21 protein-coding genes and 3 tRNA genes are annotated in these 20,825 nt (G+C 60.4%); 10 read left to right on the top strand and 14 right to left on the bottom strand.

All coding sequences use genetic code 11. The annotated features are described in order from the left end of the window. Positions 1-471 carry a tRNA (adenosine(37)-N6)-threonylcarbamoyltransferase complex ATPase subunit type 1 TsaE gene (tsaE, locus tag C3F38_RS04025; RefSeq protein WP_038879220.1) on the bottom strand — a complete coding sequence of 157 codons (471 nt, stop codon included), beginning with the start codon at positions 469-471 and terminating at the stop codon, positions 1-3. Positions 472-481: 10 nt separating this feature from the next. After that, positions 482-1,996: a bifunctional ADP-dependent NAD(P)H-hydrate dehydratase/NAD(P)H-hydrate epimerase gene (gene nnr / locus C3F38_RS04020; protein ID WP_055311882.1), complete on the bottom strand. Its 1,515-nt coding sequence runs from the start codon at positions 1,994-1,996 to the stop codon at positions 482-484. On the opposite strand from nnr, the gene queG reads away from it, so the two are divergent. Continuing rightward, the gene (queG, locus tag C3F38_RS04015) at positions 1,995-3,134 is read left to right on the top strand and encodes a tRNA epoxyqueuosine(34) reductase QueG (protein WP_047729298.1); all 1,140 of its coding nucleotides are present in this window, start codon (positions 1,995-1,997) and stop codon (positions 3,132-3,134) included. The genes nnr and queG overlap by 2 nt on opposite strands. A gap of 311 nt (positions 3,135-3,445) precedes the next feature. Here the strand turns inward: queG and C3F38_RS04010 are convergent. The 4 genes from C3F38_RS04010 to orn form a co-directional block, all read right to left on the bottom strand. Beyond that, a tRNA-Gly gene (locus C3F38_RS04010) sits at positions 3,446-3,521 on the bottom strand. A 54-nt stretch (positions 3,522-3,575) separates the two neighbouring features. Beyond that, positions 3,576-3,651: transfer RNA gene (locus tag C3F38_RS04005), tRNA-Gly, on the bottom strand. Between the two features lie 66 nt (positions 3,652-3,717). Further along, positions 3,718-3,793, bottom strand: a tRNA-Gly gene (locus tag C3F38_RS04000). Between the two features lie 192 nt (positions 3,794-3,985). Further along, positions 3,986-4,531 carry an oligoribonuclease gene (gene orn, locus C3F38_RS03995; protein ID WP_033636776.1) on the bottom strand — a complete coding sequence of 182 codons (546 nt, stop codon included), beginning with the start codon at positions 4,529-4,531 and terminating at the stop codon, positions 3,986-3,988. Positions 4,532-4,771: 240 nt separating this feature from the next. Between orn and rsgA the strand changes: the two genes are divergently transcribed. The 3 genes from rsgA (at position 4,772) to mscM (ending at position 10,152) form a co-directional block, all read left to right on the top strand. Next, a complete protein-coding gene (rsgA, locus tag C3F38_RS03990; protein ID WP_038879228.1) occupies positions 4,772-5,821 on the top strand; it encodes a small ribosomal subunit biogenesis GTPase RsgA in 1,050 nt (349 codons plus the stop codon). A gap of 76 nt (positions 5,822-5,897) precedes the next feature. Beyond that, positions 5,898-6,791: an archaetidylserine decarboxylase gene (gene asd, locus C3F38_RS03985; protein WP_038879230.1), complete on the top strand. Its 894-nt coding sequence runs from the start codon at positions 5,898-5,900 to the stop codon at positions 6,789-6,791. A gap of 13 nt (positions 6,792-6,804) precedes the next feature. After that, positions 6,805-10,152: a miniconductance mechanosensitive channel MscM gene (mscM, locus tag C3F38_RS03980; RefSeq protein ID WP_038879233.1), complete on the top strand. Its 3,348-nt coding sequence runs from the start codon at positions 6,805-6,807 to the stop codon at positions 10,150-10,152. A 68-nt stretch (positions 10,153-10,220) separates the two neighbouring features. On the opposite strand, the gene epmA is transcribed toward mscM, so the two are convergent. Next, positions 10,221-11,198: an elongation factor P--(R)-beta-lysine ligase gene (gene epmA, locus C3F38_RS03975; protein ID WP_004929681.1), complete on the bottom strand. Its 978-nt coding sequence runs from the start codon at positions 11,196-11,198 to the stop codon at positions 10,221-10,223. A gap of 385 nt (positions 11,199-11,583) precedes the next feature. On the opposite strand from epmA, the gene frdA reads away from it, so the two are divergent. The 5 genes from frdA (at position 11,584) to blc (ending at position 15,505) form a co-directional block, all read left to right on the top strand. Then, positions 11,584-13,380: a fumarate reductase (quinol) flavoprotein subunit gene (frdA, locus tag C3F38_RS03970; RefSeq protein ID WP_038879239.1), complete on the top strand. Its 1,797-nt coding sequence runs from the start codon at positions 11,584-11,586 to the stop codon at positions 13,378-13,380. Then, positions 13,373-14,107 (top strand): succinate dehydrogenase/fumarate reductase iron-sulfur subunit, encoded by a 735-nt coding sequence (locus C3F38_RS03965; RefSeq protein ID WP_033648713.1) that lies wholly within the window; start codon positions 13,373-13,375, stop codon positions 14,105-14,107. Before frdA ends, C3F38_RS03965 begins: the two co-directional genes overlap by 8 nt. A gap of 15 nt (positions 14,108-14,122) precedes the next feature. Beyond that, positions 14,123-14,515, top strand: a complete 393-nt coding sequence (gene frdC / locus C3F38_RS03960; RefSeq protein WP_038879241.1) for a fumarate reductase subunit FrdC — start codon at positions 14,123-14,125, stop codon at positions 14,513-14,515. A gap of 12 nt (positions 14,516-14,527) precedes the next feature. Further along, positions 14,528-14,887 carry a fumarate reductase subunit FrdD gene (frdD, locus tag C3F38_RS03955; protein ID WP_004929672.1) on the top strand — a complete coding sequence of 120 codons (360 nt, stop codon included), beginning with the start codon at positions 14,528-14,530 and terminating at the stop codon, positions 14,885-14,887. Positions 14,888-14,971: 84 nt separating this feature from the next. Next, positions 14,972-15,505, top strand: a complete 534-nt coding sequence (gene blc, locus C3F38_RS03950; RefSeq protein WP_038879243.1) for an outer membrane lipoprotein Blc — start codon at positions 14,972-14,974, stop codon at positions 15,503-15,505. On the opposite strand, the gene sugE is transcribed toward blc, so the two are convergent. The 4 genes from sugE to efp form a co-directional block, all read right to left on the bottom strand. Beyond that, positions 15,499-15,816, bottom strand: coding sequence for a quaternary ammonium compound efflux SMR transporter SugE (sugE, locus tag C3F38_RS03945; protein WP_004929669.1), 318 nt, complete (start codon positions 15,814-15,816; stop codon positions 15,499-15,501). The two genes, blc and sugE, sit on opposite strands and share 7 nt — an antisense overlap. A gap of 192 nt (positions 15,817-16,008) precedes the next feature. After that, positions 16,009-16,140 (bottom strand): entericidin A/B family lipoprotein, encoded by a 132-nt coding sequence (locus tag C3F38_RS03940; RefSeq protein ID WP_033636766.1) that lies wholly within the window; start codon positions 16,138-16,140, stop codon positions 16,009-16,011. A gap of 121 nt (positions 16,141-16,261) precedes the next feature. Then, a complete protein-coding gene (locus tag C3F38_RS03935; protein WP_038879245.1) occupies positions 16,262-16,393 on the bottom strand; it encodes an entericidin A/B family lipoprotein in 132 nt (43 codons plus the stop codon). A 70-nt stretch (positions 16,394-16,463) separates the two neighbouring features. Further along, complete coding sequence (gene efp, locus C3F38_RS03930) at positions 16,464-17,030, bottom strand: elongation factor P (RefSeq protein ID WP_004929666.1); 567 nt, start codon at positions 17,028-17,030, stop codon at positions 16,464-16,466. A 42-nt stretch (positions 17,031-17,072) separates the two neighbouring features. Between efp and epmB the strand changes: the two genes are divergently transcribed. Next, a complete protein-coding gene (gene epmB, locus C3F38_RS03925; protein ID WP_055317243.1) occupies positions 17,073-18,101 on the top strand; it encodes an EF-P beta-lysylation protein EpmB in 1,029 nt (342 codons plus the stop codon). Between the two features lie 81 nt (positions 18,102-18,182). On the opposite strand, the gene C3F38_RS03920 is transcribed toward epmB, so the two are convergent. The 3 genes from C3F38_RS03920 to C3F38_RS03910 all read right to left on the bottom strand — a co-directional run bounded on the left by C3F38_RS03920 (position 18,183) and on the right by C3F38_RS03910 (position 20,755). Next, a complete protein-coding gene (locus C3F38_RS03920) occupies positions 18,183-18,527 on the bottom strand; it encodes a DUF4156 domain-containing protein (RefSeq protein ID WP_025305007.1) in 345 nt (114 codons plus the stop codon). 243 nt (positions 18,528-18,770) lie between these two features. Continuing rightward, positions 18,771-20,417, bottom strand: a complete 1,647-nt coding sequence (gene groL, locus C3F38_RS03915) for a chaperonin GroEL (protein WP_004929662.1) — start codon at positions 20,415-20,417, stop codon at positions 18,771-18,773. Positions 20,418-20,461: 44 nt separating this feature from the next. Next, positions 20,462-20,755 (bottom strand): co-chaperone GroES, encoded by a 294-nt coding sequence (locus C3F38_RS03910; protein WP_004952634.1) that lies wholly within the window; start codon positions 20,753-20,755, stop codon positions 20,462-20,464. Positions 20,756-20,825: the final 70 nt, after the last annotated feature.

Raw genomic sequence — 20,825 nt, 5'->3', positions numbered from 1 at the left:
TCATCCCTGTGATCCATGAATGCGGTCTAACAGCTGGCTGCCGTAAGTGGAAATCGCCTCGATCTTTGCCTCTCGCCCCTCGCCCTGATAGCAAAGATGCAGCGCCAGATCCGGCTCCGGCAGCACGCCGGTGCCCTGTTGCGGCCATTCGACCAGGCAGATGGCGTCTTGCGCGAAGTAATCGCGAATGCCCATGAATTCAAGCTCTTCAGGATCGGCCAGGCGATACAGATCGAAGTGATACACTGCCAGCGGCTGCAAGGCATAGGGTTCCACCAGCGTGTAGGTCGGGCTTTTGACGTTGCCCTGATGCCCTAACGCCTGCAGGAAACCACGGCTGAAGGTGGTTTTACCGGCGCCCAGGTCGCCGTAGAGATAGATGACGCTGGCGCGATCGCAGGCCTTGGCCAAAGTGGTGCCCAAAGCGACAGTCGCTGCCTCGTCCGGCAGAGGTAAAACGAGTTCTTTCATTCGATAAAGTCTATTTTGCCCACTCAGGGTTAACGAAATGAAGGATGTCCGGCAGTAAATCGGTCGCCAACATGCCTCTTGTTCCTTGTCTTTCCGCTACGCGATCGCCGGCCGCGCCATGTACGACGCAGCCCGCACAGGCGGCATCATACAGCGGGAGCTTTTGCGCCAGCAAACCGCCGATGATGCCCGACAGCACATCGCCCATGCCGCCGGAGGCCATGCCGGCGTTGCCGACGTCGGCGATCGCCATCTGCCCCTGCTCATCGGCGATCAGCGTGCCGGCGCCTTTCAGCACCGCCACGCCGCCGTAGCGCGCCGTCAGCTTGCGCACGGCAAGTAAGCGATCACTCTCGATGTCGGCAGTGCTGCAGCTCAACAGCCGCGCCGCCTCTCCAGGATGCGGGGTCATCACGCGATTCTGCCGTTTCTCGGGATTTAATGCCAGCAAGTTCAGCGCATCGGCGTCCCACAAGGCCGGTTTATCGCTGGTTTGCAGCATGTTCAAGGCGTTTTTTCCCCATTCAGCCTGGCCCAGCCCCGGGCCAATCACCAGCACATCCGCCCATTGCATCGCCTGCCGCAGCGTCGCCTCGTCCAACGCCTGCGCCATCAGCTCCGGCCTGGCCGCCAGCAGCGGTGCAACGTGTTCAATGTGAGTAAGCACTCGCACCAATCCCGCCCCGCTGCGCAGCGCCGCTTCCGCCGCCATGCGAATGGCGCCGCCGAATCCGCGGTCGCCGCCCACCAACAGCAGGCGGCCATGCTCGCCCTTATGGGCGCAGGGGCGGCGCGGATGCAGCCAGCGCGGCAACGCCTCGGCGGTAAGCCGCTGAATCTGTTCCGGTTGCTTCGCCAGCCAACCCGATAAGCCTAGCGCATTCTGATGAAGTTGCCCGACCCAGTCGCGCGCCTGGCCGGTCAGCAATCCCGGTTTGAGGCCGATGAACGTGACGGTATGCGCGGCACGCACGACCGCACCCGGCACCGCGCCGCTTTCCGCCAGCAGGCCGGACGGGATATCGAGCGCGACCACCGGCGCCGAATGGCGGTTGGCGGCCTCGATCAGCGCGTCGTAAGGCGCACGCGGCGCACTGCCAAGGCCAGTGCCTAACAGGCCGTCGATAATGAGAGAGACGGACGCCGGCCAGCGGCTGTTCGCCGGCAGAATATCACCGCCGGCGGCCAGCCAGGCCTGACGGGCCGCTGCGGCTTCCGGCGGCAAAGGCCGTGCGCCTTCGCAGGCGATCAGCGTCACCTGCAGGCCCGCCGCCTTCGCCAGGCGCGCCACCACATAGCCGTCGCCGCCGTTGTTGCCGTGGCCGCACAGCACCAGCCAGTGGTCGCGGGAGGGGTACGCGTTGCGCGCCAATGCGTAGGCCGCCTGACCGGCGCGCTGCATCAAATCGTAAAGAGAAATACCGAGCGAGGCCGCCGCCGCGGGTTCCGAGCGACGGATCCAATCCGCAGGCCAGACAGAGTGTGGTAAACTGTCAGCGTATGCTTTTTCACTGTGGCCCGTCATGACGCACCCCCTCGATTTCCATCAACTCGCCCAACATATCAAGCAATGGGGGCAATCGCTAGGATTCCAACAGGTTGGCATCTGCGATACCGACCTAAGCCTCGAAGAGCCGAAGCTGCAGGCCTGGCTCGACAAGCAGTACCACGGCGAGATGGAATGGATGGCGCGCCACGGCATGCTGCGCGCGCGCCCTCACGAACTGTTGCCGGGCACGCTGCGGGTGATCAGCGTACGCATGAACTACCTGCCGGCCAAGGCGGCGTTTGCCAGCACCTTGCAAAATCCGCAGCTGGGTTACGTCAGCCGCTACGCGCTGGGGCGCGACTATCACAAACTGTTGCGCCAGCGCCTGAAAAAGCTGGGCGATCAGATCCAGGCCTACTGCGGCGAGTTGAATTTCCGCCCCTTTGTCGATTCCGCGCCGGTGATGGAGCGCGCGCTGGCCGCCAAGGCAGGCATCGGCTGGGTTGGTAAACACTCACTAATTCTCAACCGCGAAGCCGGGTCGTGGTTTTTCCTCGGCGAGTTGCTGATCGACCTGCCGCTGCCGGTGGATAAGCCGCAGGAAGAGCAGTGCGGCCGCTGCGTCGCCTGCATCACCACCTGCCCGACCGGTGCCATCGTCGCCCCCTATACCGTAGACGCCCGGCGCTGCATCTCCTACCTGACCATCGAGCTGGAAGGCGCGATCCCGGAGGAATTCCGGCCGCTGCTCGGCAACCGCATCTACGGCTGCGACGACTGCCAGCTGATCTGCCCGTGGAACCGCTTTTCGCAGCTCACCGACGAAGACGATTTCAGCCCACGCGCCGCGCTGCATGCACCGCAGCTGATCGATCTGTTCAACTGGACGGAGGAAAAATTCCTGCGCATCACCGAAGGCTCGGCAATACGCCGCATCGGCCACCTGCGCTGGCTGCGCAATATCGCCGTGGCGCTGGGCAATGCGCCCTACGAGGACGGCATTGTGCTCGCGCTGCGCACGCGCCTGGGCCAGGACGCCATGCTGGACGAACATATCCACTGGGCGCTGGCGCAACAGCTTGCCCGCCGCGAGGCGCAGGGCATCGAGGTGCAGACGGCGCAGAAAAAACGGCTGATACGGGCTGTGGAAAAAGGTTTGCCGAGGGACGCCTGACGGCGTGCGCCGCGCGGCCATCTCACCGGATGTCTCACTCTGTGGATTTGTGCATAAAAATAAAAACACGTTGTCTTTCAACTGCAACAAAAAGAGCAAGTGATCGGTATAACGTTTTGGGATAAATAAATAAGCTTATAAATCAAATAAATAAATATTTAATTTGTATGACGTTGATTTTTCAGGCAGGCGGGTTTATGTACAGAGGCTGTGGATAACTCTGTTTACAACATTTTTACCAGGCGTGTAAAACGGGACAAAAATCCCCGCCGAATAAGGCGTTGGATTTGAGTTTGAAACGAAGAGAAAATTGGAGCGGGAAACGAGACTCGAACTCGCGACCCCGACCTTGGCAAGGTCGTGCTCTACCAACTGAGCTATTCCCGCATTGAGATGCTTTTGGCATCCGGTCACCAAACACTGGCGTGACCTTTGAATTTTTGGAGCGGGAAACGAGGCTCGAACTCGCGACCTCAACCTTGGCAAGGTTGCGCTCTACCAACTGAGCTATTCCCGCGTCGCATAGGTACTGCTTGATACTGCTTTATTTATTCATCATGCCGCATCGCGACATTGTTGAATTTGGAGCGGGAAACGAGACTCGAACTCGCGACCCCGACCTTGGCAAGGTCGTGCTCTACCAACTGAGCTATTCCCGCCCGGCGTATCGATGGTGGAACGTTACGAAATTCTTCATCGGTACGGGGTGCGCATTATACGAGAAATCCTTTTTGCCGCAAGCCCCTGAAAGCAAAAAAACGCGTTTTTTGTTTGATTGCCGATTAAAGCGCCAGATTGGCGAATTAAGCGGCTAAAAACGGCGTTTTTTCCCCAGAGGGGCCGCCATCGCCTTAAAGCTGAATGAAATGTTCGCGGTAATAAGCCAGTTCGGCCACCGATTCGCGGATGTCGTCCAGCGCCTGATGGGTGCCCTGCTTCTTAAAGCCGGCGAGAATTTCCGGCTTCCAACGGCGCGCCAGTTCCTTCAAGGTGCTGACGTCCAGATAGCGGTAATGGAAGTAAGCCTCCAGCTCCGGCATGTAGCGAAACAGGAAACGGCGGTCCTGGCCCACGCTGTTGCCGCAGATCGGCGATTTGCCGGCCGGCACCCACTGCTGCAGGAAGGCTATCGTTTCCAGCTCGGCGGCGCGATCGTCCTGGCGGCTGGCTTTCACCCGCTCCACCAGCCCGCTACCGGTATGGGTGCGCACATTCCACTCGTCCATCAAGGCCAGCTGCTCGTCGGATTGGTGCACGGCGATCACCGGCCCTTCCGCCAGGATGTTCAGGTTGGCGTCGGTGACCAGCGTGGCGATTTCGATAATGCGGTCACGCTCGGGATCCAACCCGGTCATCTCCAAATCGATCCAAATCAGGTTATTTTCGTTTCCTGTCATGATGTTTCCTGCCTAAAAGCCGAGAGAAAAACGCTGTGCGGACGAGACGGCGGGCGCCGCCGGTGGCGACGCGCCGCAGCCGGCGGCTAACAACGGTTATTTAATATAAAATAGCGTGTATCATAGTCTTTTTGGTCGCCCTGGGCGACATATACCCCGATGGGTTCAAGGCTGCGGCCGGGGAAATCCCCTACCGCCGCCGTACGTGTAAAGGTATAAAACCGAGTCAAGTGAGGCGCAGTGAGTAAGAACAAACTGTCCAAAGGTCAGCAACGCCGCGTGCAGGCGAACCATCAGCGTCGCCTGAAGCGCACTGATAACAAACCGGAACCGGATGATTCCCAACTGGGCGAGCCGCAAGAAGGCGTCGTCATCAGCCGTTTCGGCATGCACGCCGACGTTGAGGCGCCGGATGGCACTCAGCACCGCTGCAACATCCGCCGCACGCTGCGATCGCTGGTCACCGGCGATCGCGTGGTGTGGCGCCCCGGCCTGGGCACCCATGAAGGGGTGAAGGGCATCGTGGAAGCGGTGCATGAACGCACCTCGGTGCTGACGCGCCCGGACTTCTACGACGGCGTGAAGCCAATCGCCGCCAATATCAATCAGATCGTCATCGTGTCGGCGATCCTGCCCGAGCTGTCGCTGAACATCATCGATCGTTATTTGGTGGCCTGCGAAACGCTCGAAGTCGAACCGCTGATCGTGCTCAACAAAATTGACCTGCTGGACGCCGAAGCGCGCAAGCTGGTCGACGGCATGATGGATATCTATCGCAAGATTGGCTACCGGGTGCTGGAAGTTTCCAGCCAGACGCGGGAAGGCATGGCGGAGTTCGAACAGGCGCTGGCCGGGCGCATCAGCATCTTCGCCGGCCAGTCGGGGGTCGGCAAGTCCAGCCTGCTTAACGCGCTGCTGCCGCCGTCTGATGAGCAAATTCTGGTAAATCAGGTTTCCGACGTCTCGGGCCTCGGGCAACATACCACCACCGCCGCACGGCTGTACCATTTCCAACACGGCGGCGACGTGATCGACTCCCCGGGGGTGCGCGAGTTTGGCCTGTGGCATCTGGAGCCGGAACAAATTACCCGCGGATTTGTCGAATTCCGTGATTATTTAGGCGGTTGCAAATTCCGCGACTGCCGCCACGATACCGATCCCGGCTGCGCCATCCGCGCGGCGATGGAGAAAGGCGATATCGCGGAAGAACGTTTCGACAACTATCACCGCATTCTGGAAAGCATGGCGCAGGTGAAGGTTCGCAAGAACTTCACGGACGCCGCAGACTGACACTGATGGGCGGGCATTGACGACGGCGGAACCCTCGTTACAATGCGCGCCCTTTACCCTGATTCACGAGGTTAACGTGCTGGATAGCATCAAGATTAAATTGCAATATTGGTTGCCGAAGCTGGCGCTGACCCGCCTGGCGGGCTGGGGCGCCGACAAACGGGCCGGCTGGCTGACCCAGCTGGTGGTCAAGGCCTTTGCCCGCTTTTACCGCGTAGACATGCAGGAAGCGCAAAATCCGGACCTGGCGTCTTACGCCACCTTCAACGACTTCTTCGTGCGCCCGCTGCGCGACGGCGCGCGCCCGATCGTCGCCGACGCCAACTGGCTGGCGCTGCCTGCCGATGGCGCCATCAGCCAGCTCGGCCCGATCCGCGACGATCAAATCTTCCAGGCCAAAGGCCACTACTACAGCCTGGAAGCGCTGCTGGCCGGCAACTACCTGCTGGCCGAGCCATTCCGCAACGGCCTGTTCGCCACCACCTATCTGGCGCCGCGCGACTACCACCGCGTGCACATGCCGTGCGCCGGCGTGCTGCGCGAGATGATCTATGTGCCGGGCGATCTGTTCTCGGTCAACCCGCTCACCGCCGCCAACGTGCCTAACCTGTTCGCGCGCAACGAGCGCGTGATCTGCGTGTTCGACACCGACATCGGGCCGATGGTGCAAATCCTGGTCGGCGCCACCATCGTCGGCAGCATCGAGACCGTCTGGGCCGGCACCGTCACGCCGCCGCGCGAAGGCATCATCAAACGCTGGACCTACCCAGCCGCCGGTGAAGAAGGCGCCATCGCGCTGGAAAAAGGCGCCGAGATGGGCCGCTTCAAACTCGGCTCCACGGTGATCAACCTGTTTACCGCAGGCAGCGTGCAGTTCGCGCCGCAGCTGCATAACGGCACCGTCACCCGTATGGGTGAGGCCTTCGCCGAAATCCCGGCCGCCGCTGAAACACCACAGACCCCGCTCTAAAGGAATCGACGCCGTGCGCCTTTTCATCACGCTTTTGCTCGGTTGCCTGGTGTGGCAACCGGCGCTGGCCGCCCCCGTGCCGACCGAGAACCAGCTCAAACAGGAGCTGAAGCAGGCGGAAAGCAGCAAAAACGCGCCGAATCAGGCGGAGACCACCGAGGCGCTGCAAAGCGCCCTCAACTGGCTGACGGAGCGTAAAGAGTCGCAGACTCGCTCCGAACAGTATCAGAAGGTGATCGACGATTTCCCTAAGATGACGCAGGAGCTGCGCCGTCAGTTGGTGCTGGAAAGCAACAAGATCCTGCCGAACGGCGACGATCTGCCGGCCGCCGAGCTGGAACAGCAGATCCTGCAAACCAGCAGTCTGCTGCTGGAACAGGCGCGCCTGCTGCAGCAAGAGCAGGATCGCACGCGGGAAATCAGCGATTCGCTCGGCCAGCTGCCGCAGCAGCAGACCGATGCCCGCCGCGCGCTGACCGAAGTGCAGCGCCGTCTGCAGGCGCAGCCCGCCAACCCGACCACCCCGTACGCGCAGGCCGCCCTGGCCCTGCTGCAGACCGAAGCCGCGGCGCGCAAAGCCAAAGTGGACGAGCTGGAGCTGGCGCAGCTGTCGGCCAACAACCGTCAGGAGCTGGCGCGCATGCGCGCAGAGGTCTATAAAAAGCGCCACGAGAAAATAGACGTTCAGCTGCAGGCGCTGCGCAACAACCTCAACGCCCAGCGCCAACGCGAAGCGGAACTGGCGCTGGAAAAAACCGAGCAGTTGGCCGAGCAGAACGGCGACTTGCCAAAAAGCATCAGCCAACAGCTGCAGATCAACCGCGAATTGTCCGCCGCGCTGAACAGCCAGGCGCAGCGCATGGATCTGATTTCGTCGCAGCAGCGGCAGGCGGCGGCGCAGACGCTGCAGGTGCGCCAGGCGCTGAGCACCATCATCGAACAGGCCCAGTGGCTCGGCTCGTCGTCGGCGCTGGGGGAAACCCTGCGCGCCCAGGTGGCGACGCTGCCGGAGATGCCCAAGCCGCAACAGCTGGACGGCGACATGGCCCAGCTGCGCGTGCAGCGCCTGCAGTTTGAAAACCAGCTGGAAAAACTGTCGCAGCGCGAATTCAAACGCGACGACGGCAGCGCGCTGACCAACCAGGAGCAGCGCATCGTCGATGCCCAGCTGCGCACCCAGCGCGAGCTGCTGAACTCGCTGCTGTCCGGTTGCGACACCCAAATCCTCGAGCTGACCAAGCTGAAGGTGGCCAACACCCAGCTGATCGAAGCGTTGAACGAAATTCGCGATGCCACCCACCGCTATCTGTTCTGGGTGCCGGACGTCAATCCGATCAACTTCTCTTACCCGCTCAACGTGGCGCACGATCTGACGCGCGTCCTGTCGCTGGACACGCTGTCGCAGCTCGGCGGTGCTTTCATGATGATGGTGACCAGCCGCGAAACGTTGATCCCGATCTTCGGCGCCCTGCTGCTGGTGATTTTCAGCATCAGTTCGCGCAAGCACTATCACGCCTTCCTCGAGCGCGCCAGCAGCCGCGTCGGCAAGGTGACGCAGGACGAATTCTTCCTGACGGTGCGCACCGTTTTCTGGTCGATTCTGGTGGCGATGCCGCTGCCGGTGCTGTGGGCCGCGCTCGGCTACGGCCTGCAGAGCGCCTGGAACTACCCGGTGGCGGAGGCGATCGGCAAAGGGGTGACCGCCACGCTGCCGATCCTGTGGATCTGCATGATCTGCGCCGCTTTCGCCCATCCGCAAGGGTTGTTCATCGTGCACTTCCGCTGGCCGGCGAAGCAGGTTTCGCGCGCCATGCGCTACTACAAGATGTCGATCTGGCTGATCGTGCCGCTGATCATGGCGCTGATCACCTTCGATAGCCTGAAAGAGCGCGAGTTCGCCAACACCCTGGGGCGGCTGTGCTTCATCCTGCTGTGTCTGGCGCTGGCGCTGGTCACCCACAGCCTGAAGCGCGCCGGCATCCCGCTGTATCTGGATAAAAACGGCTCCGGCGACAACATGCTCAACAGCGCCTTCTGGGGGCTGCTACTGTCGGCGCCGCTGCTGGCGGCGTTGGCCTCGACCGTCGGTTACCTCACCACCGCGCAGGCGCTGTTGGCGCGCCTGGAAACCTCGGTGGCGATCTGGTTCCTGCTGCTGGTTGTCTATCACATCATCCGCCGTTGGATGCTGATCCAGCGGCGGCGCATCGCCTTCGATCGCGCCAAACAGCGCCGTGCCGACATCCTGGCCCAGCGCGCCCGCGGCGAAGACGAAACTTCGCACACCCCGAACAGCACCGAAGGATCCATCGATCCAGACGATTCGGAATTCGATCTGGACACCATCAGCGCCCAGTCGCTGCGGCTGGTGCGTTCGATCCTGACGCTGATCGCACTGGTGTCGGTGATCGTGCTGTGGTCGGAGATCCACTCCGCGTTCGCCTTCCTGGAAAACATCTCGCTGTGGGACGTGACCTCGACGGTCAACGGCGTGGAAACCGCCCATCCGATCACCCTCGGCGCGGTACTGATTGCCATTCTGGTGTTGATCATCACCATGCAGCTGGTGCGCAACCTGCCTGCGCTGCTGGAGCTGGCGGTGCTGCAGCACCTGGATCTGACGCCGGGCACCGGCTACGCCATCACCACCATCACCAAGTATCTGCTGCTGCTGTTCGGCGCGGTGCTCAGCTTCGCCTGGATCGGCATCGAATGGTCGAAACTGCAGTGGGTGGTTACCGCACTCAGCCTGGGGTTGGGCTTCGGCATGCAGGAGATCTTCTCCAACTTCATCTCCGGCCTGATCATCCTGTTCGAGAAACCGATCCGCATCGGCGACACCGTGACGATCCGCAACCTGACCGGCACCGTCACCAAGATCAACACCCGCGCCACCACCATTTCGGATTGGGACCGCAAAGAGATCATCGTGCCGAACAAAGCCTTCATCACCGAACAGTTCGTCAACTGGTCGCTGTCGGATAACCTGACCCGTGTGGTGCTGACCGTGCCGGCACCGGGCGAAGCCAACAGCGAAGAGGTGACCAAGATCCTGATGAACGCCGCCGAACGCTGCTCGCTGGTGCTGGATAACCCGGCGCCGGAGGTTTACCTGGTCGATCTGCAGCAAGGTATCCAGATCTTCGAGATGCGTATTTACGCCGCCGAGATGGGCCACCGCATGCCGCTGCGCCACGAGATCCACCAGTTGATTCTGGCGGGCTACCGCGAGCACGGCATCACGCTGCCGTACCCGCCGTTCCAGGTGCGCACCGAGACGCTGTCGCGGCTGACCAACAACGGCCGTACGCCGCCGTCTACGCCGGCGCCGAACACCAAGCGCGACGCCGGGGGCCTGTAAGCGGTTCTCGCGATAAAAAAAGGGCCGGCAAATGCCGGCCCTTTTTGCTTTTCTTACCGCCTGAAACGTCAGGCGATCCCGACCGGGAAGGCCAACACGTCGCTCAGGCTCTCGGCGCCCAGCGCCAGCATCACCAGGCGATCCACGCCCAGCGCCACGCCGGAACACTCCGGCATGCCGTGCTGCAACGCCGCCAGCAGGTTATAGTCGATCGGCTGCTGCGGCAGGCCGCGCTCCGCGCGCTTACGGTTGTCCTGCTCGAAGCGCTGCTGCTGTTCACGGCCGTCGGTCAGCTCGCGGAAACCGTTCGCCAGCTCGATGCCCTTGAAGTACACCTCAAAACGCTCCGCCACGCGGTGGTCCTCGGTGCTGATCTCCGCCAACGCCGCCTGGCTGGCCGGGAAGTGGTAAACGAACGCCGGCTTTTCACGGCCGATATGCGGCTCCACGCCCACGGTGAACAGCAGCTGCAGCAGCGTATCGCGATCTTCTTCGGTATCGGCGATGTTGCTCAAGTCGAGTTTGGCCGCCGCTTCGCGCAGCTGCGCCTTCTCCGCCGACAGCGGATCGATGTCCAGATGGCGCAGGAAGGCCTGCTGATAAGACAGGGTCTCCGCGCTCTCGCAGTCCAGCACCTGTTGCAGCAGATCGTCCACTTCGTTCATCAGGCGGTACATGTCGTAGTGCGGACGGTACCACTCCAGCATGGTGAATTCCGGGTTGTGATGTCGCCCGGCTTCTTCATTGCGGAAGCTACGCCCCATTTGGTAGATCGGGCCGCTGCCCGCCGCCAGCAGGCGCTTCATGTGATATTCCGGGCTGGTCATCATGTATAGCGTCAGGCCCTCTGCCGCCCCCGGCCCGACGAAACGCGTCTCGAACGGGAACAGGTGAACGTCGGTGACCGTCGCCTGGCTCATGGTGGGCGTCTCAACTTCCAGCACGCCACGATCGGCGAAGAAACGCCGGATCTCAGCCAGAATCGCTGCGCGTTTCAACAAATTGGCGATGGGTGCACTAGGCTGCCAGCTTGCCGTTTCGCTCATGGTAATTAACTCCGAAATCAAACAGGGGATGCAGTCTACTCGCATCCTTGCAGCCAAACAAATTCTTCACGATACACAACCGGCCATAACGCCAATTTCCGATAAATAGGCGGCAAAAGCGCGTTAAAAAGGGTAAAGCACGCCGAACACGCGAAAAGGCAGGCAAGCCTGTTGGTCGAGCGTTAATCGACAAAACAATCGATCACATCAAATTTCGACTACTTAACTTTAGGTATAGTTAATTCCCCATTATTGGTGGGAGATATCTATCCTTAACCTTTAAGCAACATTAATCGGTTCAATTAGTTAGCACCCGAAGAGTTCGCTAAATTTTAAGCATAGATATTTAACTTGCCGTTCTTAATAAGAACATTGGAGGAATGCAGTGCAAACCTTTAACGCCGATCTTGCCATTATTGGGGCCGGGGGCGCTGGTTTACGTGCAGCAATAGCCGCAGCGGAAGCCAATCCCCAACTGAAAATCGCGCTGATCTCTAAGGTCTACCCGATGCGCAGCCACACGGTCGCCGCCGAGGGGGGCTCCGCCGCCGTCACTCAGGATCACGATACCTTCGACTACCACTTCCACGACACCGTCGCCGGCGGCGACTGGCTGTGCGAACAGGACGTGGTCGATCACTTCGTGCATCAGTGCCCGCGCGAGATGACCCAGCTCGAGCAGTGGGGCTGCCCGTGGAGCCGCAAACCGGACGGTTCGGTCAACGTGCGGCGCTTCGGCGGCATGAAGATCGAACGCACCTGGTTCGCCGCCGACAAGACCGGCTTCCACATGCTGCACACCCTGTTCCAGACCTCGCTGAAATACCCGCAGATCCAACGCTTCGACGAGCACTTCGTGCTGGATATCCTGGTGGATGACGGCCAGGCGCGCGGCCTGGTGGCGCTCAACATGATGGAAGGCACCCGCGTGCAGATCCGCGCCAACGCGGTGGTGATGGCCACCGGCGGCGCCGGGCGTGTCTACCGCTACAACACCAACGGCGGCATCGTTACCGGCGACGGCATGGGCATGGCGTTCCACCACGGCGTGCCGCTGCGCGACATGGAGTTCGTGCAGTATCACCCGACCGGCCTGCCCGGTTCCGGCATCCTGATGACCGAGGGCTGCCGCGGCGAAGGCGGCATCCTGGTGAACAAGGACGGCTACCGTTACCTGCAAGATTACGGCATGGGCCCGGAAACCCCACTGGGCGAGCCGAAGAACAAATACATGGAGCTGGGCCCGCGCGACAAAGTGTCCCAGGCCTTCTGGCACGAATGGCGCGCCGGCCGCACCATCGCCACCCCGCGCGGCGACGTGGTCTATCTCGATCTGCGCCACCTGGGCGAGAAAAAGCTGCTGGAGCGGCTGCCGTTCATCTGCGAACTGGCCAAGGCCTACGTCGGCGTCGACCCGGTGAAAGATCCGATCCCGGTGCGCCCTACCGCACACTACACCATGGGCGGCATTGAAACCGACCAGAACTGCGAAACCCGCATCAAGGGGCTGTTCGCGGTCGGCGAATGCTCCTCCGTCGGCCTGCACGGCGCCAACCGTCTCGGCTCCAACTCGCTGGCAGAACTGGTGGTGTTCGGCCGCGTCGCCGGTGAGCAAGCGGCCCGCCGCGCGCTGGAAACCGCGCCGGCCAACGGCAGCGCGCTGGATGCGCAAACCCGCGACGTCGAAACCCGCCTGAGCAACCTGATGAAGCAGGAAGGCAACGAAAACTGGGCGAAGATCCGCGACGAAATGGGGCTGTCGATGGAAGAAGGCTGCGGCATCTACCGCACGCCGGAGCTGATGCAAAAAACCATCGATAAGCTGGCGGAGCTGAAAGAGCGCTTCAAGCGCGTCAACATCACCGACAACTCCAGCGTGTTCAATACCGATCTGCTGTACACCATCGAGCTGGGTTACGGCCTGGACGTCGCTGAATGCATGGCGCACTCCGCGTTTAACCGCAAAGAGTCGCGCGGCGCTCACCAGCGCCTGGACGAAGGCTGCACCGAGCGTGACGATGTCAACTTCCTCAAGCATACGCTGGCGTTCCATAACCCGCAGGGTGCGCCACGCCTCGAATACAGCGACGTGAAAATCACCAAGCTGCCGCCGGCCAAACGCGTCTACGGCGCAGAAGCCGAAGCGCAGGAGAAAAAGAATAAGGAGCAGGCAAATGGCTGAGATGCAAACCCTGAAGATCGAAGTCATGCGCTATAACCCAGAAAGCGACGCCGAGCCGCATTTCGTCACCTACGCCGTGCCTTACGACGAACAGACCTCGCTGCTCGACGCGCTGGGCTACATCAAGGACAACCTGGCGCCGGATCTCTCCTACCGCTGGTCCTGCCGCATGGCGATCTGCGGCTCCTGCGGCATGATGGTCAACCGCGTGCCGAAGCTGGCGTGCAAAACCTTCCTGCGCGATTACGTCGGCGGCATGAAGGTCGAAGCGCTGGGCAACTTCCCGATCGAGCGCGATCTGGTGGTCGACATGACCCACTTCATCGAAAGCCTGGAGGCGATCAAGCCTTACATCATCGGCAACGATCGCAAACCGGAAGACGGCCCGAACGTGCAGACCCCGGCGCAGATGGCCAAGTATCACCAGTTCTCCGGCTGCATCAACTGCGGCCTGTGCTACGCCGCGTGCCCGCAGTTCGGCCTCAATCCCGAGTTTATCGGCCCGGCGGCGATCACGCTGGCACACCGCTACAACCTGGACAACCGCGACCACGGCAAGAAACAGCGCATGCCGCAGCTTAACGGCCAAAACGGCGTCTGGAGCTGCACCTTCGTCGGCTATTGCTCCGAAGTCTGTCCGAAACACGTCGATCCCGCCGCCGCCATCCAGCAGGGCAAGGTGGAGAGCGCCAAAGACTTCATGATCGCCATGCTGAAGCCGCAATAAGGGAGAAAAATTGCCATGACAACTCAACGTAAGCCCTATGTGCGCACCATGACGCCCACCTGGTGGCAAAAGCTCGGCTTCTACCGTTTCTACATGCTGCGTGAAGGCACCTCGGTGCTGGCGGTCTGGTTCAGCATCGTGCTGCTCTACGGCGTGTTCGCGCTGAAGGGCGGCGCCGAGAGCTGGGCCGGCTTCGTCGGCTTCTTGCAGAACCCGCTGGTGCTGTTGATCAACGTCGTCGCCCTGCTGGCGGCGGCGCTGCACACCAAAACCTGGTTCGATCTGGCGCCGAAGGCCGCCAATATCGTGGTCAACAGCGAGAAAATGGGGCCGGGCCCCATCGTGAAAGGGCTGTGGGCCGTCACGGTCGTCGTCAGCGTGGTCATCCTGGCCGTGGCCCTGATCTAATCCGGAGGAAACATGATAAATCAAGCACCTAAACGCTCCGACGAGCCGGTTTTCTGGGGATTGTTCGGCGCCGGCGGCATGTGGGGCGCGATCGTCGCACCGGCCATCGTGCTGCTGGTCGGCATTCTGCTGCCATTGGGGCTGTTCCCCGGTGAAGCACTGGGTTACGAGCGCGTGCTGGCATTCTGCCAGAGCCTGATCGGCCGCCTGTTCCTGCTGCTGATGATCATTCTGCCGCTGTGGTGCGGCCTGCACCGCATCCACCATGCGATGCACGATCTGAAGATCCACGTACCGGCCGGCAAATGGGTGTTCTACGGTCTGGCGGCGATCCTCAGCGTGGTCACCGTTATCGGCGTCGTCACCCTGTAAACCGCTCAGGCGGCCAACGCCCGTTGGCCGCCCTTTTCTCATCGGCTACACTGTCTACTCGTCCCCGGTAAACAGGAGTCACCGATGCGTTTATGGTCAAAGCTTAGCGTCATGCTTTCCGCCCTGCTCTCCGTCGCCTGCAGCGTCTCCCCGCCTAAAGACATCAAGGTCGTGACCCCTTTCGACAGTCAGCGTTATCTCGGCACCTGGTACGAAATCGCGCGTCTGGATCATCGTTTTGAACGCGGTTTGCAGCAGGTGACCGCCCACTACAGCCCACGCGCCGACGGCGGGCTGAAAGTCATCAATCGCGGCTTCAATCCGCAGAAACAGCAATGGCAAGAAAGCGAAGGCAAAGCCTACTTTATCGGTTCACCGCAGGTCGCGGCGCTGAAAGTGTCGTTCTTCGGCCCCTTCTACGGCGGCTATAACGTGATTGCCCTGGACCCGGACTACCGCTACGCGCTGGTGTGCGGCCCAAACCGCGACTATCTGTGGATCCTGTCGCGCACCCCGACGCTTGACGCCGGCGTACGCGACAGCTTATTGCAGACGGCCAAGGGCTACGGTTTCGCCACCGATGCGCTGATCTGGGTGCAACAGTCCGCCGATCAGTGACTGCTGAACTTCAGCCCGAGGATGCCGACCACGATCAGGCACAGGCTGATGATACGCGCGATATTGGTCGACTCGCCCAACAGCACCATGCCCATGATGGCCGCGCCCACCGCGCCGATGCCGGTCCACACCGCATAGGCGGTGCCGGCGGGCAGCGTTTTCATGGCGTTGGCCAACAGCAACATGCTGACCACCATCGCGGCGATGGTGATGATGCTCGGCGTCAGCCGGGTAAAACCGTGGGTGTATTTCAGACCGATAGCCCAAACCACTTCGAGCAAACCGGCGATAAGCAGAATAATCCAGGCCATGAGACGGCCTCCCTACCACTGGGGTCGTCCCCGATATAATGACGCGTAAACGGGTCGTCCCGTTCAGCGGGGTGATGAACGGCGGGTAACCTCACCCGCACTGCGGCAGGATAGCAGCAGCGTTAACGCTCAGGCAAGAGGAGGAAATGCGGCGGCCCTCCGCGCGCGGAACGCCGCCGGGTGGAGAACGGATTATTCCGCGCTGCGCTGAATGGCCTTGCCGCCGGCCTGAATGTCCTCACCCACACCGCGGGTGGTGTTACAGGCGGTCAACGAGGTCAAAATCATCAAAGAGAAGATCGCGATAATACTTTTCTTCAGCATAAGAAAGTCCTTATTTGTCGTTGATGAAAAAGTACGGCTTTCTAAGCTTAGTCAAAATTGGCGCAGGGAGTGGGATCGCCACCGGCTTTGTGACGCAAATACATCGGGTTAAAGGGTGGGATCAGCCGGCCGTGCGGGAGATGGCGCCGCCGAGATGCTGAACGTCTTCGCCGAAACCGCGAAACGTATTGCAACTGCTAAGGGAGAAAAGGAACAACAGGGAGAGCACGGCCAACAACGTTTTCTTGAACATGCGGGTTTTCTGCCAACGAACGGGGATAGGATAAAACAGAGGAACCGCGAGGGTTCCTCTGCTTTGAAACTTATTTAACGCGAGAGACGTATTCGCCAGAGCGAGTGTCAACTTTGATCACTTCGCCGATCTGGACGAACAACGGCACTTTAACCACGGCGCCGGTGCTCAGGGTAGCCGGCTTGCCGCCAGTCCCTGCGGTATCGCCTTTCAGGCCCGGATCGGTATCGGTGATTTCCGCTTCGATGAAGTTCGGCGGCTGAACGGCGATTGGACGGCCATCCCACAGGGTGATGATGCACTCTGCGTTGTCCTGCAGCCATTTGGCCGCATCGCCTACGGTTTTGCCGTCAACCTGATGCTGTTCGAAAGACTCAGGGTGCATGAAGTGGTAGAACTCACCGTCGCTGTACAGGTAGTTCATGTTGGTGTCCATCACGTCTGCGCCTTCGCAAGAATCGGTAGACTTGAAGGTTTTTTCCACGCGGGTGCCGGTCAGCAGACGACGCATTTTCACGCGTGCAAACGCCTGGCCTTTGCCCGGCTTAACGAACTCACTGGCTTCGACGGCGTAAGGTTCGCCCTCGAACATGATTTTAAGACCCGGACGGAAATCGTTGCTAGAATAAGTCGCCATGATGGCCCTCTGAATATTTGAACTGGTAGCTTAGCCAAAAAAATGGCACACATTATAACCCAAAGTACGGCACATAGAGAAGATTGGTTGCATCAACTCGCCGATGTTATTACCGTTCCTGATGAATTACTGCAGCTTTTGTCACTGAATACGCACCCGGAACTGCCGCAGGGGCGCGATGCCCGCCGGCTGTTCGCCCTGCGCGTGCCGCGCGCCTTCGCTGCGCGCATGCGCCCCGGGGATGCCAACGACCCGCTGCTGCGCCAGGTGCTGACCGCCAGAGAGGAGTTCATCAACGCCCCAGGGTTCACCACCGATCCGCTCGATGAGCAGCGTAGCGTGGTGCCGGGCCTGCTGCACAAATACCGCAATCGCGCACTGCTGCTGGTCAAGGGCGGCTGTGCAGTCAACTGCCGTTACTGTTTCCGCCGCCACTTCCCCTATCAGGATAATCAGGGCAATAAGAACAACTGGCGGCAGGCACTGGATTATATCCGCCAACACCCGGAACTGGACGAGATCATTTTTTCCGGCGGCGATCCGCTGATGGCCAAAGACAGCGAGCTGGAATGGCTGGTCGGTGAGCTGGAGGCCATCCCGCACCTGAAACGCCTGCGCATTCACACCCGTTTGCCGGTGGTGATCCCGGCGCGCATCACGCCGGCGCTGTGCCGCCTGCTGTCGGCCTCGCGCCTGCAGGTGCTGATGGTCACGCACATCAACCACGCCAACGAAATTGACCGCGACCTGCAAAGCGCTATGGCGCAGCTGCGCCTCGCCGGCGTCACGCTGCTCAACCAGAGCGTGCTGCTGCGCGACGTCAACGACGATGCCGACACGCTGGCGGCGCTCAGCAACGCGCTGTTCGACGCCGGTATCCTGCCTTACTACATCCACGTGCTGGACAAGGTGCAGGGCGCGGCGCACTTCATGGTCAGCGACGATGAAGCGCGCGCCATCATGCAGGCGCTGCTGAGCAAGGTGTCCGGTTATCTGGTGCCGCGCCTGACGCGCGAAGTGGGCGGCGAACCGAGCAAAACGCCGATCGATCTGCGCCTGATGCAGGAGTGACGCACGCCAAGTCCCCCAACGAAAAGAGGAATGCCGTGGCATTCCTCTTTTTTATCTCTTTGCGGCTGCGGCCTCAGCGCCTTACGGGCACTTGTAAACCTGGCCGACCATTTTGCTGTCCAGCGGTGCGAAGCTGGAGAGCAGATTCTGGCTCGGGCTGTTGGCGCCGTAGATCACGTTGCCGCCCATGGCCGCCGCCTTGTTGCGCAGATCGTTGGCCGCACCGCGCATGGAGCTGCCTTCACCGCCGTTGCCGGACAGCCAGTTGCTCTGAGTGCCGGTCACTTCCCCCAGCAGCTGGCATTCCGCCGCCGGCTTGCTGTCGGTGAACTTGATCTGCTGACCCGCAGCGGTCAGTTCATGAGTGGTGCTGCAACCCGCCAGCAGCATCGCTGCCGAGAGACCCAGTAAGGCTTTAATCCGCATCTTGTTCCCCATTCGATGTTGAGAATTACGCAAAAGCTTATCAGAAAGCGATGCCATCTCTTAAGCATCCGTTGCCACGCGAGCGGGCCAACGTCTTGAGCGACAGCTGATGACTTACCAGTTTACCAGCTAAATTGCCCCGGGCGGCAAAAATATCATCAAATACAGTGCGGCGGCGCGCAGGCATAAAAAAACCCCGGTCGTTTGACCGGGGTTCTCAGCACACAAGCGTGTGGGGGATGATTACATCATGCCGCCCATGCCGCCCATGCCACCCATGCCGCCTGCTGCGCCCAGATCCGGTGCGTCAGCCTTCGGCAGGTCGGTGACCATGCATTCGGTGGTGATCATCAGGCCAGCCACGGAAGCCGCGTACTGCAGAGCAGAACGGGTCACTTTGGTTGGATCCAGGATACCCATCGCGATCATGTCGCCGTATTCTTCAGAGTAAGCGTTATAGCCGTAGCTGCCTTCGCCCGCTTTCACCTGGTTGGCGATAACGGAAGCTTCTTCACCGGCGTTGACCACGATCTGACGCAGAGGGGCTTCCATTGCGCGCAGCGCAACTTTGATACCCACGTTCTGGTCTTCGTTGTCGCCTTTCAGCGCGGCGATTTTGCCTGCAACGCGGATCAGCGCTACGCCACCGCCGGCTACCACGCCTTCTTCCACTGCAGCGCGGGTCGCGTGCAGGGCGTCTTCAACGCGGGCTTTCTTCTCTTTCATTTCAACTTCAGTGGCTGCGCCAACCTTGATAACGGCAACGCCGCCGGCCAGTTTCGCTACGCGCTCCTGCAGTTTTTCACGATCGTAGTCAGAGGTCGCTTCTTCGATCTGCTGACGAATTTGAGCAACGCGGCCCTGGATGGTCGCTTCGTCGCCCACGCCATCGATGATGATGGTGGTGTCTTTGTTGATCACAACGCGTTTTGCCTGGCCCAGGTCTTCCAGGGTGGCTTTTTCCAGCTCCAGACCGATCTCTTCAGAGATAACGGTACCGGCAGTCAGGGTCGCGATGTCCTGCAGCATGGCTTTACGGCGGTCGCCGAAGCCAGGCGCCTTAACGGCAGCCACTTTCACGATGCCGCGCATGGTGTTGACCACCAGGGTCGCCAGCGCTTCGCCTTCTACGTCTTCAGCGATGATCAGCAGCGGTTTGCCTGCTTTGGCAACGGCTTCCAGCACCGGCAGCATTTCGCGGATGTTGGAGATCTTTTTGTCAGCCAGCAGGATGAACGGGCTTTCCAGCTCAACAGAACCGGTTTCCGGCTTGTTGATGAAGTATGGGGACAGGTAACCGCGGTCGAACTGCATACCTTCAACCACGTCCAGCTCGTCTTGCAGGCCGGTGCCTTCTTCAACGGTGATAACGCCTTCTTTGCCCACTTTCTCCATCGCTTCGGCGATCAGTTTACCCACGGTTTCGTCGGAGTTGGCGGAGATGGTGCCTACCTGAGCAATAGCTTTGGAATCGGAGCAAGGTACGGACAGTTTTTTCAGTTCTTCAACCGCAGCGACAACCGCTTTGTCGATGCCGCGCTTCAGATCCATCGGGTTCATGCCTGCAGCAACCGCTTTCAGGCCTTCGGTGATGATGGATTGCGCCAGTACGGTTGCCGTGGTGGTGCCGTCGCCCGCCGCGTCGTTCGCTTTGGAGGCCACTTCTTTCACCATCTGTGCGCCCATGTTCTCGAACTTGTCTTCCAGTTCGATTTCACGCGCAACGGAAACGCCGTCTTTGGTGATGGTCGGTGCGCCGAAAGATTTATCCAGCACTACGTTGCGGCCTTTCGGGCCCAGGGTCACTTTTACTGCATCAGCGAGAACATTCACGCCGCGGAGCATTTTCACGCGAGCGTCATTGCCGAATTTTACGTCTTTAGCTGCCATTGGTATTTCCCTTCAACTCGTTCAGTTCAGAAGATAAAGCGCAATTACGCTTCAACAATTGCCAGAATGTCGCTTTCGGACATGATCAACACTTCTTCATTGTCGATCTTCTCTGCTTTCACGCCGTAGCCGTCGTTGAAAATCACGATATCGCCAACTTTCACATCCAGCGGTTGGATGTTGCCGCTTTCCAGCACACGCCCTTTACCCACTGCAACCACTTCACCGCGAGTGGATTTACCCGCCGCAGAGCCAGTCAGGACGATGCCGCCAGCAGATTTTGATTCAACTTCTTTGCGCTTGACGATAACGCGGTCATGCAATGGACGAATACTCATTGAACGCTCTCCTGTAAGAAGGTCTCTATCAGATTTAGGGTTGTACACCGGATGGTTGTTATTACCGGCC

The sequence above is a fragment of the Serratia sp. SSNIH1 genome (assembly GCF_002935055.1).
Classification (GTDB): Bacteria; Pseudomonadota; Gammaproteobacteria; order Enterobacterales; family Enterobacteriaceae; genus Serratia; species Serratia nevei.
Note: the sequence above shows the minus strand (reverse complement) of the source record. Positions and strands in the feature narration are given on the sequence as shown.

Coding starts and splice junctions, on each gene's coding strand:
- tsaE (WP_038879220.1), bottom strand. CDS start 471: ATGAAAGAACTCGTTTTACCTCTGCCGGACGAGGCAGCGACTGTCGCT.
- queG (WP_047729298.1), top strand. CDS start 1,995: ATGACGCACCCCCTCGATTTCCATCAACTCGCCCAACATATCAAGCAA.
- nnr (WP_055311882.1), bottom strand. CDS start 1,996: ATGACGGGCCACAGTGAAAAAGCATACGCTGACAGTTTACCACACTCT.
- orn (WP_033636776.1), bottom strand. CDS start 4,531: ATGACAGGAAACGAAAATAACCTGATTTGGATCGATTTGGAGATGACC.
- epmA (WP_004929681.1), bottom strand. CDS start 11,198: ATGAGCGAAACGGCAAGCTGGCAGCCTAGTGCACCCATCGCCAATTTG.
- C3F38_RS03965 (WP_033648713.1), top strand. CDS start 13,373: ATGGCTGAGATGCAAACCCTGAAGATCGAAGTCATGCGCTATAACCCA.
- frdC (WP_038879241.1), top strand. CDS start 14,123: ATGACAACTCAACGTAAGCCCTATGTGCGCACCATGACGCCCACCTGG.
- frdD (WP_004929672.1), top strand. CDS start 14,528: ATGATAAATCAAGCACCTAAACGCTCCGACGAGCCGGTTTTCTGGGGA.
- blc (WP_038879243.1), top strand. CDS start 14,972: ATGCGTTTATGGTCAAAGCTTAGCGTCATGCTTTCCGCCCTGCTCTCC.
- sugE (WP_004929669.1), bottom strand. CDS start 15,816: ATGGCCTGGATTATTCTGCTTATCGCCGGTTTGCTCGAAGTGGTTTGG.
- C3F38_RS03940 (WP_033636766.1), bottom strand. CDS start 16,140: ATGCTGAAGAAAAGTATTATCGCGATCTTCTCTTTGATGATTTTGACC.
- C3F38_RS03935 (WP_038879245.1), bottom strand. CDS start 16,393: ATGTTCAAGAAAACGTTGTTGGCCGTGCTCTCCCTGTTGTTCCTTTTC.
- efp (WP_004929666.1), bottom strand. CDS start 17,030: ATGGCGACTTATTCTAGCAACGATTTCCGTCCGGGTCTTAAAATCATG.
- epmB (WP_055317243.1), top strand. CDS start 17,073: ATGGCACACATTATAACCCAAAGTACGGCACATAGAGAAGATTGGTTG.
- C3F38_RS03920 (WP_025305007.1), bottom strand. CDS start 18,527: ATGCGGATTAAAGCCTTACTGGGTCTCTCGGCAGCGATGCTGCTGGCG.
- groL (WP_004929662.1), bottom strand. CDS start 20,417: ATGGCAGCTAAAGACGTAAAATTCGGCAATGACGCTCGCGTGAAAATG.
- C3F38_RS03910 (WP_004952634.1), bottom strand. CDS start 20,755: ATGAGTATTCGTCCATTGCATGACCGCGTTATCGTCAAGCGCAAAGAA.